The sequence below is a fragment of the Micromonospora sp. ATLC20 genome, assembly GCF_057196585.1.
Genome location: NZ_JBXUOV010000010.1, coordinates 20305 through 34008, shown reverse-complemented (window position 1 = coordinate 34008; position 13704 = coordinate 20305). Strand labels below are relative to the sequence as shown.

At 73.4% G+C, this 13704-nt stretch carries 11 protein-coding genes and 1 pseudogene; 6 read left to right on the top strand and 6 right to left on the bottom strand.

Going from position 1 to position 13704, the window contains the following annotated elements; translation table 11 throughout:
- Nucleotides 1-4: 4 nt before the first annotated feature.
- The 5 genes from AC2CHG_RS04400 to AC2CHG_RS04380 form a co-directional block, all read right to left on the bottom strand.
- Entirely contained in the window at nucleotides 5-568 is a 564-nt protein-coding gene (locus AC2CHG_RS04400; RefSeq protein WP_484524192.1) for a dihydrofolate reductase family protein, read from the bottom strand.
- A gap of 116 nt (nucleotides 569-684) precedes the next feature.
- On the bottom strand, nucleotides 685-1059 hold the full coding sequence (locus AC2CHG_RS04395) for a DUF6193 family natural product biosynthesis protein (RefSeq protein WP_366621836.1): 375 nt from the start codon (nucleotides 1057-1059) through the stop codon (nucleotides 685-687).
- Between the two features lie 65 nt (nucleotides 1060-1124).
- Nucleotides 1125-2210, bottom strand: coding sequence for a redox-regulated ATPase YchF (gene ychF / locus AC2CHG_RS04390; RefSeq protein ID WP_402807575.1), 1086 nt, complete (start codon nucleotides 2208-2210; stop codon nucleotides 1125-1127).
- A 58-nt stretch (nucleotides 2211-2268) separates the two neighbouring features.
- Nucleotides 2269-3015 (bottom strand): Type 1 glutamine amidotransferase-like domain-containing protein, encoded by a 747-nt coding sequence (locus AC2CHG_RS04385; RefSeq protein WP_357209187.1) that lies wholly within the window; start codon nucleotides 3013-3015, stop codon nucleotides 2269-2271.
- A 30-nt stretch (nucleotides 3016-3045) separates the two neighbouring features.
- On the bottom strand, nucleotides 3046-3558 hold the full coding sequence (locus AC2CHG_RS04380) for a MarR family winged helix-turn-helix transcriptional regulator (RefSeq protein ID WP_484524191.1): 513 nt from the start codon (nucleotides 3556-3558) through the stop codon (nucleotides 3046-3048).
- Between the two features lie 93 nt (nucleotides 3559-3651).
- On the opposite strand from AC2CHG_RS04380, the pseudogene AC2CHG_RS04375 reads away from it, so the two are divergent.
- Nucleotides 3652-4473 (top strand): annotated as a pseudogene (locus AC2CHG_RS04375) (EamA family transporter); the annotation flags it as partial.
- Between the two features lie 50 nt (nucleotides 4474-4523).
- Here the strand turns inward: AC2CHG_RS04375 and AC2CHG_RS04370 are convergent.
- Complete coding sequence (locus AC2CHG_RS04370) at nucleotides 4524-4988, bottom strand: hypothetical protein (protein WP_262015854.1); 465 nt, start codon at nucleotides 4986-4988, stop codon at nucleotides 4524-4526.
- Between the two features lie 242 nt (nucleotides 4989-5230).
- Here AC2CHG_RS04370 and AC2CHG_RS04365 point away from each other — a divergent pair, with 242 nt between their 5' ends.
- From AC2CHG_RS04365 to valS, 5 genes are all read left to right on the top strand, one after another.
- Nucleotides 5231-6682, top strand: coding sequence for a DNA-3-methyladenine glycosylase 2 family protein (locus tag AC2CHG_RS04365; RefSeq protein WP_402807585.1), 1452 nt, complete (start codon nucleotides 5231-5233; stop codon nucleotides 6680-6682).
- Nucleotides 6679-7191, top strand: a complete 513-nt coding sequence (locus AC2CHG_RS04360; RefSeq protein WP_484524190.1) for a methylated-DNA--[protein]-cysteine S-methyltransferase — start codon at nucleotides 6679-6681, stop codon at nucleotides 7189-7191. The genes AC2CHG_RS04365 and AC2CHG_RS04360 overlap by 4 nt, the downstream gene beginning before the upstream one ends.
- Before the next feature lie 37 nt (nucleotides 7192-7228).
- A complete protein-coding gene (locus AC2CHG_RS04355; RefSeq protein ID WP_402807590.1) occupies nucleotides 7229-9049 on the top strand; it encodes an ABC transporter ATP-binding protein in 1821 nt (606 codons plus the stop codon).
- On the top strand, nucleotides 9046-10968 hold the full coding sequence (locus AC2CHG_RS04350; RefSeq protein WP_484524189.1) for an ABC transporter ATP-binding protein: 1923 nt from the start codon (nucleotides 9046-9048) through the stop codon (nucleotides 10966-10968). Before AC2CHG_RS04355 ends, AC2CHG_RS04350 begins: the two co-directional genes overlap by 4 nt.
- Nucleotides 10969-11138: 170 nt before the next feature.
- Nucleotides 11139-13703: a valine--tRNA ligase gene (valS, locus tag AC2CHG_RS04345; RefSeq protein ID WP_484524188.1), complete on the top strand. Its 2565-nt coding sequence runs from the start codon at nucleotides 11139-11141 to the stop codon at nucleotides 13701-13703.
- Nucleotide 13704 lies beyond the last annotated feature (1 nt).

The following is a 13704-nucleotide window of genomic DNA, read 5'->3' as shown; positions in this document are numbered from 1 at the left end:
GCGGTCAGTGCCTGGCCTCGTACCTGGTGAGGAGCACGCCACCCGGGAACGTCCGGGTCTCCCGCAGGGCCAGGTTCACCCAGTTGTCCAGGGCCGTGAAGAACGGCATACCGCGACCGATCAAGACCGGATGGGTGACGAGCACGTACTCGTCGATCAACCCGGCCCGCATGGCCGCCGCGGCAATGGTGGCGCCACTGATGTCCATCGGACCACCGTCCTCGGCCTTCAGCCGGCTGATCTCGGTGACCGCGTCGCCGGTGACCAGGCGGGTGTTCCAGTCGACCGGCCTGGTCGTCGAGGAGAACACCACCTTCGGCATGTCCCGCCAGCGACGGGCGAACTCGGCGTGCGCCGCTGTGACGCCCGGCTGTTGATCGGCGGTCGGCCAGTGAGAGCTCATCGCCTCCCACAGTCGTCGCCCGTAGAGCGCTGTGCCGGTCGCCGCCACCCGGTCGGACCACCACTGGAACCACTCGTCGCTCGGCGTACTCCAGCCGAGGTCGTCACCGGGCGCGGCGACGTAGCCGTCCAGGCTCACGTTCATGGCGAAGGTCAGTTTGCGCATCGTGTCAGCCTCCCGTGGGTCGGTGTTCGACGTACAGACCAGCACGGCGCCGGGAAGACATCGGTCAGGCCACGCCGAGGGCCGACCCACCAGGATTCAGACGTCGAAGCGGATGGTCAGCGCTGGTCGCCGCCTGACGGCATTGCACACGTCGAGCCGGGAATCACAGGGGCCGGCGGCAGGTTCTCGACTACCAGCTCTGCGGCTTCTTCCGCCGTTGCGGCCAAGCCGATGATCCGCTCATAACCGGCGGCAATGACCTGGTAAGGAGGGCCGCCGCAGGCGATGAGGGGCAGATCGTGGGCAGGGGTATCGGGCCAGCTCCAAGCGGTCCTGAAGAACTTGATCGTCCCGTGCGTTGCCATAGGGAAGAGGGCGCGCAACGTGGGGTGCTCATAGGCTGCCCGGAAGACCGGATCATCCACCCACCAGCCCTGCGTGTCCTCCATGAGCGCGCGCCAAACGTCGTCCGCCGATGTCGCCGGTTCCATCGGAGCATCCTTGCACGAGCAGCCAACTGCTCGATGATCCTGCTGATGCAGCGCTCAGTTCAGAATCAGACGTTGAAGCGGAACTCCACCACGTCGCCGTCCTGCATGACGTACTCCTTGCCCTCGATCCGGACCTTGCCGGCGGCCTTCGCCGCCGCCATAGATCCGGCCTCGACCAGGTCGTCGTAGGAGACCACCTCGGCCTTGATGAAGCCGCGCTGGAAGTCGCTGTGGATCACCCCGGCGGCCTCCGGCGCGGTCGCGCCGACCGGGACGGTCCAGGCCCGCGCCTCCTTGGGGCCGGCGGTCAGGTACGTCTGGAGGCCGAGCGTCCGGAAGCCCACCCGGACGAGTTGGTTCAGGCCGGGCTCGGACTGCCCGATCGACTCCAGCAGTTCGCGGGCCTCGTCCTCGGGCAGGTCCACCAGCTCGGACTCGATCTTGGCGTCCATGAAAATCGCCTCGGCGGGCGCGACCAGGCCGCGCAGCTCGTCGAGGAACTCCTCGTTGCCCAGCTCGGCCTCGTCGACGTTGAAGACGTAGAGGAACGGCTTGGTGGTGAGCAGGTGCAGCTCACGCAGGTGTTCCAGCTCGACCTTCGCGGCGGCGGCGCCCGCGTACAGGGTCACGCCGTTGTCGAGGACCTCGACCGCCTTCTTGGCTGCCTCGACCGCGGCGGCCCGGTCCTTGCGGAGCTTGGCCTCCTTCTCCAGCCGGGGCAGCGCCTTCTCCAGCGTCTGGATGTCCGCCAGGATCAGCTCGGTGTTGATCGTCTCGATGTCGTCGGCCGGGGAGACCTTGCCGTCGACGTGCACCACGTTCGGGTCGGAGAAGGCGCGCACCACCTGGCAGATCGCCGAGGCGTCCCGGATGTTGGCGAGGAACGCGTTGCCCCGCCCCTGCCCCTTGGAGGCGCCCCGGACCAGGCCGGCGATGTCGACGAACGAGACCGGCGCCGGCAGCACCTTCTGCGAGGAGAAGATCTCGGCCAGCTTGGCCAGCCGATCGTCTGGGAGCCCGACCACGCCGACGTTCGGCTCGATGGTGGCGAACGGGTAGTTCGCGGCGAGCACGTCGTTCTTGGTCAGCGCGTTGAACAGGGTGCTCTTGCCCACGTTGGGCAGGCCGACGATGCCGATGGTGAGACTCACGACGAACCAGCTTACGCGCCTCGCCGCCACCGCCGGGCAGGCAGGTGCGCGAAGCCGGTCACTGCGGCGCGGCGGACAGCAGGCGTGGCTCGATCCGGGTCTCCCGGACGGTGCCGTCCTCGGCGCGGACCAGCTCGTACGCGGCCACGCCGGGCCGGTCCGCCACCGCCTCGGCCAGGCGCGTGCCCCGGTAGATCAGCCCCACCCCGTCGTCTGTGCAGTGGCTGGCCGGCAGCGTGCCGTCGGCGACCAGCCGGTGCATCAGCGGGCGACGCTGCTCCTCGCTGTCGTAGTGCACGCCGTTGCCGTACGGGAGCCAGCCCAGCCCCTCGGTGAACGGCCGAAGCGCCGGGCCGTAGCTGTCGGTGGCGCCGCCGGTGTGCCAGCAGATCGAGCCGGCGGACACCCCGCCGAGCACCACTCCGGCCTGCCAGCACTCGTGCAGGATCTCCGGCAGGCCGTGCACCCGCCAGACGGCGCAGAGGTTCGCCACGCTGCCGCCGCCGACCCAGACGATGTCCTGCGCGAGCAGGTGCGCGCGGATGTCCTCGACGTTGGGCATCGGGTAGAGCGCCAGGTGGGAGGTGCGGAACCGGGTGCCGGCGAAGGCGCCGTAGAAGACGGTGAACCCGGTCGGCTGGTCGCCGGTGGCCTGGCCGAGGTAGCAGACGCGCGGCGCGTCACCGGCCCCGGCCAGGTCGGCCATCAGGTCGAACAGGGCGCTGGGCCGCGCGTCCCAGGGGCCACGGCGACGGCTGGTGAAACCCATGCTGGTGGCGACGATCGTCGGTTCGGTGGCGGGCACGGTTGTCCTTCCGGGCGGCGGCGGTGCCGATCATTGTGCCGAATCCGCGGGCCCGGTCTCGGCCGCCGCGAGCAACGCGCGCAGCAGATCGGCCAGCCGGTCCTGGTCGGCGGGGGGCAGCGCGTCGAGGATCCGCCGTTGCACGGCGAGCCCGGCCTCGGCTGACTCCTCCACCACCCGGCGGCCGGTGTCGGTGAGCGTCACCCGCAGCGCCCGCCGGTCGGCCGGGTCCGGCGAGCGCCGTACCAGGCCGGCCCGTTCGAGCCGGTCGAGGCGCCCGGTCATGCCGCCGGAGGTGAGCATCAGCGAGGCGGCGAGCGCCTTCGGCGCCAGCGTGTACGGCTCACCGGAGCGGCGCAGCGCTGCGAGCACGTCGAACTCGCCCCGGCCGATGCCCCAGCCCGCGTACACCTTCTCCTGGCCGTCGCCGACCAGCCGGGCCAGGCGGTAGATGCGGCCGAACACGGCCATCGGCTCGGGCCGCATGCCGGGGCGTTCCCGCCGCCACTGCTCGACGATCGCGTCCACCTCGTCGCCTGTCACGGCTGCCGATTGTGCCGCACGTCCCACTTCCCCTTTTCGCTCGGTCCTGATTAGCTTAGCACTAAGATACTTAGGGCTGAGAAAGAGGCCGACATGAACCCCCGTTTGACCGACGTCGCGCTCACCGCCGCCGCACCCGTCACCTGGGGCACCACGTACCTGGTCACCGCCGAACTCCTTCCGCCGGACCGGCCGCTCTGGGCCGGGGCGATCCGCGCCCTGCCGGCCGGCCTGCTGCTACTCGCCCTGACCCGCAGGCGACCACACGGCCTCTGGTGGGGGCGGGCCGCCGTGCTCGGCGCGCTGAACATCGGGGTGTTCTTCCCGCTGCTGTTCCTCGCCGCGTACCGCCTGCCCGGTGGCACCGCCGCCGTCCTCGGCGCCGCGCAGCCCCTGCTGGTGGCGGTGCTGACGGTCGCGCTTCTCCGCGACCGCCCCACCCGGCCGGCACTGGTCGCCGCCGTGGCCGCCCCGCTCGGCGTCGCCCTCGTGGTGCTGCGGCCGGGCGCCGGCCTCGACCCGCTCGGCGTCGCCGCCGGGCTGGCCGGTGCAGTGGCGATGGCCACCGGGCTGGTGCTCACCCGCCGCTGGGGCCGGCCGCCCGGCGTGGGCGTCCTCGCCGCGACGAGCTGGCAGCTCGTCGCCGGTGGCCTGATGATCGTGCCGGTAGCCGCCGCGGTCGAGGGCGCGCCACCAGTGCCCGACGGGCCGGCCCTTCTCGGGTACGCGTGGCTCGGGCTGGCCGGCACCGCGCTGGCGTACGTGCTGTGGTTCCGCGGCGCGGCGCGACTGCCGGTGTCCCGCGTGTCGGTGCTGGGCGCGTTGAGCCCGCTCACCGCCGCGGCGCTCGGCTGGGTGGTGCTCGGTGAGGCGCTGGACCCGGTCCAGCTCACCGGTTTCGCGGTGGCAGTGGGGGCGATGGTGCTGGCCCAGATGCCGGACCGGGCGGCGATCCCACCCGGCGCTCAGCCGGCCCGCAGCCGCCGCCAGTCGTCCGGCCACGCCTCGGCGGCGACGCCCTCGGGCAGCACACCGGCCGGTAGCTGCGCCGCTGCCGCGAGCGGCAGCGTGAACCGGTGCGCGGCGGCGGGACCGGCCGCGTACGACCGGTCGAGCAGCCACCGCACCTCGTCGGCGGTCCAGCCGAGGCCGGAACGCGCGGCGATCTCGCGGACCAGCCGCAGGCCGACCCGGGTGTCGTCGTCGTAGAAGCGCATGCACCAGTGGTGCGCCCACATGCCGAGCGCGCGCAGCCCGTCCGGGTCGAGGGAGCCGGCCAGCCGCCCGCAGGCGGTGTCCGCGAAGGGGCGACCGGGGTCACCGGCCCGATCACGCTCGATCGCGCCGTACGCGGCCGGCGCCACCACCCGCATCCGCTCGTAGAAGCCCTCCACCACCGCGGCGTCCAACGGTGCTCGCCCCGATCGCATCAGCGGACACCCCGCCCGGCCACGCTCGCCATGCCCCGCACCTCTTCTTGAGTTGGTGGCGGGACGCTACCGACCACTTACGACACTTTCTCGGGTCCGCCGGCCATGATCCACGCCACCTCGGCGGAGTGGCGGCGTCCCGGGGCCGGGGATACCGCCACTTCCCCGAGCTGGCGCGACTGCCGCACGTCATGTCCGAATCCCGCCAGCCGAGCCCGGTAGCTGCGAGGCAGGATCGTGGCATGGAACTGGACTTCGAGCGGTGCTACCGAGCCGTCGACAGCCGCGACCCGCGGTTCGACGGCTGGTTCTACACCGGTGTGACGTCGACCGGGATCTACTGCCGGCCGTCCTGTCCGGCGATGACGCCCAAGCGGCGCAACGTCCGCTTCTTCCCGTCCGCCGCCGCCGCGCAGGGGGCCGGGCTGCGGGCGTGCCGCCGGTGCCGGCCGGACGCGGCACCGGGCTCGCCCGAGTGGGACGTCCGGGCCGACCTGGTCGGCCGCGCCATGCGGCTGATCGCCGACGGCGTGGTGGACCGGGACGGCGTGCCCGGGCTGGCCACCCGGCTGGGCTACACCGAGCGGCACCTGCACCGGATGCTCCGGGCCGAGCTGGGTGCCGGCCCGCTGGCGCTGGCCCGGGCCCAGCGCGCGCAGACCGCCCGGATCCTGATCGAGACCACCGGCCTCGGCCTGGCCGAGGTGGCCTTCGCCGCCGGGTTCGGCAGTGTCCGGCAGTTCAACGACACGGTCCGCGAGGTCTACGGCGGCACCCCCTCCGAGTTGCGGGCCGGCCGTCGTGGCCCGGCGGCGGCCACCGGTGCGGGCACGCTCTCGCTGCGGCTGGCATACCGGCCCCCGCTGCACGCGGGCGCGCTGCTGGACTTCCTCGCGCTGCGCGCGCTGCCCCGCGTCGAGGTGGTCCGCGACGGCACCTACCACCGAGGGCTGCGCCTGCCGCACGGTCCCGCCACGGTGGCGCTGACCCCCGCCGACGGCCACATCGACGCGACGCTGCGGCTGGCCGACATGCGCGACCTGGCCCCCGCGGTGGCCCGCTGCCGCCGCCTGCTCGACCTGGACGCCGACCCGGTAGCGGTGGACGCCACCCTGGCCGCCGACCCGGCGCTGGCCCCGGCCGTCGCGGCCGAGCCCGGCGTCCGGCTGCCGCACGCGGTCGACGGTTTCGAGCTGGCCGTCCGCGCCGTCGCCACCCAGCAGGTCTCGCTGGCCTCGGCGCGGACCACGCTCACCCGCCTGCTCTCCGCCACCCGGGCGGCGAGCGGGGCGGCCGCCGACGACCCGGCGGACGGCCTGGTGGCGTTCCCCGGTCCGGCGGAGGTGCTCGCGGCGCCGGACACGGCGTTCCGGATGCCGGCGGCACGCCGGGAGACGCTCCGCGCGCTGGCCCGCGCGGTCGCCGACGGCGAACTCGACCTGGAACCCGGAGGCGACCGGGAGGAGACGGTCCGGCTCCTGGCCGCGGTGCCCGGCGTCGGCCCGTGGACCACCGGCTACCTGGCCATGCGCGCACTCGGCGACCCCGACGTCGCGCTCACCACCGACCTGGGCGTACGCCGTGGCGCAGCAGCGCTCGGCCTGTCCGACGACCCGAAGACCCTGTCCGCGTACGCCGACCGCTGGCGCCCCTGGCGGTCGTACGCGACCATCCGACTCTGGAGAGCAGCATGAGCACTGTGGACAGCACCGTCATCGACACTCCCGCCGGCCCGTTGAGCGTGCTCGCCGGCCCCGGCGGGGCGGTACGCGCGGCGGGCTTCACCGCCGACCCGGCGGTCCTGCTGCCGCTGATCCACCCGAGCCTGCGCGGCGAGCTGCGAGAACGGGCCGACCTCGGTCCGGTGACCGCCGCTGTTCAGGCCTATCTGGACGGCGACCTGGCCGCCATCGATGCGGTAGCTGTGGAGCAGCACACCGGCGGCGCATTCCTGACGCACGCCTGGCAGGTGCTGCGCGACGTCAAGCCCGGTGATCCGGTGACCTACACGGGGTTCGCCGCGCTGGCCGGGCGACCGGCGGCGATCCGGGCCGCCGCGGCGGCCTGCGCGCGCAACGCCGCCGCGCTGTTCGTGCCCTGCCACCGGGTGCTGCGCACCGACGGCACGCTGGGTGGATACCGCTGGGGGCTGGACGTGAAGAAGTGGCTTCTCGGGCATGAGGGACGGGTGACGGCTAGCTGACAGCCGGACTGTCACCCCCGGCGGCTACCGTCGGGTAGTGCCCGCGTCCAGCGACGGCAACCCCGCGGCGCATACCGGCGCCCGGTCCCAGCCGCTGCGCAACCTCTGGCGGCTGCGACCCTACCTGCGCCCGTACGCGATGGAGTTCGCCTGGCTGCTGATCGCGGCGCTTGCGGCCACCGCGGCGAGCCTGGCCGTTCCGCTCGTGGTGCAGCGGGTGGTCGACGGGCCGGTGGCCCGGCACGACGAGGCCGGGCTGCTCCGGCTCGGCGCGCTCGCGCTGCTGCTCGGTGTGGCCGAGGCGGTCCTCATCTTCATCCGCCGCTGGACGCAGTCGTCGTCCTCGGTCGGCATGGAGGCCGCCATCCGCGCCGACATCTACGCCCACCTGCAACGACTTCCGGCCGGTTTCCACGACCGCTGGCAGTCCGGCCAGTTGCTGTCCCGGATCACCAGCGACCTGTCGGTGATCCGGCGGTTCCTCTCCTTCGGACTGCTGTTCCTGGTGCTCAACCTGGTCACCTACGCGGCGGTGGTGGCGCTGCTGATCCGGCTGCACCAGTGGCTGGGGCTGCTGGTCGCGGCCAGCGCCGTACCGCTGTTCCTGATCAGCCGCCGCTTCGCGCGCCACTACCACGCGGCGTCACGCCGCATGCAGGACCAGCAGGGCGACGTCGCCACACTGGTCGAGGAGACCGCGCTGGGGTTGCGCACCATGCGGGCGTACGGGCGCGGGCCGGAACTGGCGGCCCGGTTCGCGGTCGGCGCGCGCCGGCTGCACGACACCGGGATCGGCAAGGCCCGGCTGCTGGCGCGGACCTCCGCGCTGTTCGACCTGGTACCCAACCTGACGCTCGGCGCGGTCCTGGTGGCCGGCGCCGCAGCGGTCGCCGACGGCGTGCTGTCCATCGGGGAGCTGGTCGCGTTCGTCAGCCTTCAGCTCATGCTGATCTGGCCGGTGCAGTCGCTGGGCTGGATCATCGCCAACGGCCAGGAGGCCGCGACCGCCGCCGACCGGATCCAGGAGGTGCTGGACACGCTGCCGACCATCGTGGACGCCCCGCACGCCCGGTCGCTCGACCGGGGCGAGGTGCGCGGCCGGCTCCGCTTCGAGGGGGTCCGCTTCCGCTACCCCGGCACGTCCGGCCCGGTGCTGCGCGACCTCGACCTGACAGTCGAGCCGGGCGAGACGATGGCGCTGGTCGGCGCCACCGGCTGCGGCAAGAGCACGCTGCTGTCGCTGGTCCCCCGGCTGCACGAGGTGACCGGCGGCCGGATCACGCTCGACGGGTACGACGTACGTGACCTGCGGCTGGACTCGTTGCGCCGGCTCGTCGCCGTGGCGTTCGAGGAGCCGACGCTGTTCTCCATGTCGATCTGGGAGAACCTCACGCTGGGCCGGCCGGACGCGAGCGAGGACGAGGTCCGCGCCGCGCTGACGCTGGCCCAGGCGGACTTCGCGTACGAGCTGCCGTGGGGGCTCGCCACCCGGGTCGGTGAGCAGGGGCTGTCGCTGTCCGGCGGCCAGCGGCAGCGCCTCGCGCTGGCGCGTGCGGTGCTCGGCCGCCCTGCGGTGCTGGTGCTCGACGACCCGCTCTCCGCGCTCGACGTGCACACCGAGGCGCTCGTCGAGGCGGCTCTGCGCCGAGTGCTGCGGGATACCGCGACCACGACCCTGCTGGTGGCGCACCGTCCGTCGACGGTGGCGCTGGCGGACCGGGTGGCCCTGCTCGACGACGGCCGGATCGTCGCCGTCGGCACCCACTCGGAGCTGCTCGCCCGGGTACCCGCCTACCGCGCGGTGTTGTCCGCCGAGCCGGAGCGCCGGAGCGACGGCGTCGGCCTGGTGCGCTCGTGACCGGCCGCGCGCCGCGGGTACCCAGGCCCCGCGACGCGCGAAGCGGTGACGGGTCGACCGGCGCGCGCCACGGCGACGGTGACGACCTGTCCCGCTGGCGGGGGCGGGCCACCGACCCGGACGCCGACCGCAGCCGGGCCGAGGACTCGTCCCCGGAGGCGGTGACCCGGCTGCGCGCCCGCAGCCGGGTCCTGCTGCGCCGGCTGCTGCGCCCGCACCGGCGGGCGCTCGGGCTGGCGGTGGCACTGCTGCTGGCCCAGAACGCCGCCGCGATGTCCGGGCCGTACCTGGTCATGCTCGGCATCGACAGGGGCATCGGGCCGCTGCGGGCCGGTGATCCCGGCCCGCTGATCGCCGTCGCCGCCGCGTTCGTGGTCGCCACCGCTGTCGAGTACGCGGCCCGGCGCGCATTCCTCACCCTCGCCGCCCGGATCGGCCAGGCCGTCCTGCTGGACCTGCGCCGCCGGGTGTACGGGCACTTCCTGCGCCTCGACGTCGGGTTCCACGAGCGCTACACGTCCGGGCGGATGGTGTCCCGGCTGACCAGCGACCTGGAGTCGATCGCCGAGCTGGTCGACGGCGGTATCGACAAGCTGGTCATGGCCGGGCTGTCAGTGCTGTCGGTGGCGGGCATCCTGCTCTGGCTGGACCTGCCACTGGCGGCGGTGACGCTGCTCGCCTTCCCGTTCCTGTTCGTGCTGTCGCGCTGGTTCGCCCGCGCGTCGGCCGGGGCGTACCGGCGCACCCGGGAGGCGGTGGCGCTCGTCATCGTGCACTTCGTCGAGTCGCTGCGCGGGATCCGGGCCGTGCAGGCGTACCGGCGGGAGGACCGCAACGACCGCATCTTCGGCGCGGTGAACGACGACTACCGGCGCTCCAGCCTGAGCGCGTTCCGGCTGATCGCGATCTATTCGCCGGGCATCCGGTTGATCGGCAACCTCACCGCGGCGGTGGTGCTCGGGTACGGCGGCTGGCGGGTGCTGGGCGGCGGCGTGGAGGTGGGCGTGCTCGCCGCGTTCCTGCTCTACCTGCGCCGGTTCTTCGAGCCGATGGAGGAGCTGAGCCAGTTCTACAACTCGCTCCAGTCGGCGACCGCCGCGCTGGAGAAGCTGGCCGGGGTACTCGACGAGCGCCCGGCGGTGGCCGAACCGGCGCAGCCGGTGCCGCTGCCGGCCGGGCCGCCGCGCGGGGCGGTGACCTTCCGTGCCGTCGACTTCGGCTACCGCCGCCGGACGCCGATCCTGTCCGGCCTCGACCTGACCGTGCCGCCAGGGCAGACAGTGGCGCTGATCGGGCCGACCGGCGCCGGGAAGTCGACAGTCGCGAAGCTGGTGGCCCGCTTCCACGACCCGGACGCGGGCGCGGTCCGGCTGGACGGGGTGGACCTGCGCGACCTGGCCGACGCCGAGCTGCGCCGGGCCGTGGTGCTGGTGACCCAGGAGACCCACCTGTTCAGCGGTTCCGTCGCCGACAACATCAGGTTCGGCCGTCCCGACGCCGACGACGAGGCGGTGGTCGCGGCCGCGCGGGCGATCGGCGCGCACGACTTCATCGCGGCGCTGCCCGACGGGTACGCCACGGACGTTCACCGGCGCGGCGGCCGGCTCTCCGCCGGGCAGCGGCAGCTCGTGGCGTTCGCCCGGGCGTTCCTCGCCGATCCCCGGGTGCTGATCCTCGACGAGGCGACCTCGTCGCTCGACGTGCCGACCGAACGCCTGGTGCAGCGGGCCCTGCACAACGTGCTGCGGGACCGCACAGCGCTGGTGATCGCGCACCGCCTCTCCACGGTGGAGACCGCGGACCGGGTCCTGGTGCTCGACGACGGGCGGATCGTGGAGGACGGCCCACCGGCCGAGCTGATCGCCGCCGACGGCCGCTACGCCGCCCTGCACCGCCAGTGGCGCGACTCCCTCCTCTAGCCCGTTCGCCCCCGCCGATCTTGCACTTGGCGCCCACGGGATACCCGATAAGCGGCTTACGCCGGGGCAGCAAGCGCAAGATCGACGGGGACAGGGGGCGGGGACAGGCGAGGACGCGCGGGGTGGGGAAAGTCGTGGAGTGCGGCAGCCGGGCTGCCTACCATCGGCTGATGACCGACACCACGAGGAGCGCCCGCGGCGGCGTCCCCGAGCGTCCGAGCCTGGACGGCCTCGAGGAGACCTGGGCCCGCCGCTGGCAGTCCGACGGCACGTACGCGTTCGACCGCACGAAGGAGCGGTCGGACGTATACGCGATCGACACTCCCCCGCCGACCGTGTCGGGCGAGCTGCACATGGGACACGTCTTCTCGTACACCCACACCGACACGGTGGCCCGGTTCCAGCGGATGCGCGGGCGCACGGTCTTCTACCCGATGGGCTGGGACGACAACGGGCTGCCCACCGAACGCCGGGTGCAGAACGTGTACGGCGTGCGCCCCGATCCGGCGCTGCCGTACGACGGGGGCTGGCGCCCGCCGGCCGCACCTGTGGACGACGCGGCCCGGAAGAACCCGACGCCGATCTCCCGGCGCAACTTCATCGAGCTGTGCGAACTGCTCACTGTCGAGGACGAGAAGGCGTTCGAGGCGCTGTGGCGGCGGCTCGGGCTGTCGGTGGACTGGTCGCTGACGTACACCACGATCGGGTCGGCGGCCCGTGCGGCCAGCCAGCGCGCGTTCCTGCGCAACCTGGCCCGGGGTGAGGCGTACCAGGCCGAGGCGCCGACGCTGTGGGACGTCGGGTACGGCACCGCCGTCGCGCAGGCGGAACTGGAGGACCGGGAGCGGCCGGGCGCGTACCACCGGCTGCGGTTCACCGGACCGGACGGCCGCGAGGTGCTGATCGACACCACCCGCCCGGAACTGCTGCCGGCCTGCGTGGCGCTCGTCTGCCACCCCGACGACGAGCGGTACGCGGACCTGGTCGGCGCCGCTGCGCGTACCCCGGTGTTCGGGGTCGAGGTGCCGGTGCGCGCGCACCCGCTGGCGGACCCGGCCAAGGGCACGGGCATCGCGATGGTCTGCACGTTCGGTGACCTGACCGACGTGACCTGGTGGCGTGAGCTGCGGCTGGACACCCGCGTGGTGATCGGCCGGGACGGACGCCTGCTGCCGGAGCCGCCGACCGGCGTGCCGGCGGAGCCCTACGCGGCACTGGCCGGGCAGACGGTGAACGGCGCCCGGCGGACGCTCGTGGAGCTGCTCGCGGACGCGGGCGACCTGGTCGGCGAGCCGCGCCCGATCACCCACCCGGTGAAGTTCTACGAGCGCGGCGACCGGCCGCTGGAAATCGTCTCGACCCGGCAGTGGTATCTGCGCAACGGCGGCCGCGACGCGGACCTGCGCGAAGATCTGCTGGCCCGGGGGCGGGAGCTGCGCTGGGTGCCGGAGCACATGCGGCACCGCTACGAGCACTGGGTGGGCGGCCTCACCGGTGACTGGCTGGTCAGCCGGCAGCGGTTCTTCGGCGTGCCGGTGCCGGTGTGGTACCGGCTCGACGACACTGGCGAGCCGGACTGGTCCCACCCTCTCACACCGGACGAGGCGACGCTCCCGATCGATCCGACGAGCGAGCCGCCGCCCGGATACGAGGAGTCGCAGCGCGGCGAGCCGGGCGGTTTCACCGGCGACCCGGACGTGCTGGACACCTGGGCCACCTCGTCGCTGACCCCGCAGATCGTCGGCGGCTGGGAGACCGACCCGGACCTGTTCGCCCGGGTCTTCCCGATGGACCTGCGCCCGCAGGGGCACGACATCATCCGGACCTGGCTGTTCGCCACGGTGGCCCGCTCCCACCTGGAGCACGGCACGCTGCCGTGGCACACCGCTGTGCTCTCCGGCTGGATCCTCGACCCGGACCGCAAGAAGATGTCGAAGTCCAAGGGCAACGTGGTCACGCCGATGGCGCTGCTGGAGCAGAACGGATCCGACGCGGTCCGCTACTGGGCCGCCAACGGCAAGCCGGGCATGGACCTCGCCTTCGACCCGGCCCAGGTCAAGGTGGGGCGCCGGCTGGCCACCAAGCTGCTGAACGCGTCACGGTTCGCGCTCGGGCTGGGTGCCGCCGACGAACTGCGGGCCGCGGCGACCCAACCGCTCGACACCGCGATGCTCGCCGATCTGTCCGGCGTGGTCGCGACCGCGACCACCGCCTTCGACGGGTACGACCACACGGCCGCCCTGATGGCCACGGAGGCGTTCTTCTGGCGGTTCTGCGACGACTACATCGAGTTGGTGAAGGAACGCGCCTACGGCACCGGGCCGGCCGCCGACTCGGCCCGGGCGGCGCTGGCGACCGCACTGTCGGTGCAGTTGCGCCTGTTCGCGCCGGTGCTGCCGTTCGTCACCGAGGAGGTCTGGTCGTGGTGGCGGTACGGGTCGGTGCACCGCGCGCCGTGGCCGACCACGTACGAGGTGGGCCGCGCGATGGAGGCGCCGGGTGACCCGGAACTGCTGCGGCTGGCCGCTGACGCGCTGGGTCAGGTGCGCCGCGCCAAGTCGGAACGGAAGCTGTCGATGAAGGCGGACGTGCCGCTGGCCGAGGCGCTCGGGCCGGCAGCCGTGCTGGAGCAGCTCGGCACCGTCGCCGACGACCTGCGCGCGGCGGGCCGGATCGCGAAGCTGGACCTGCTGCCCGACCGCACCACCGAACTGGTCATCGCCTGCGCGTTCTGAT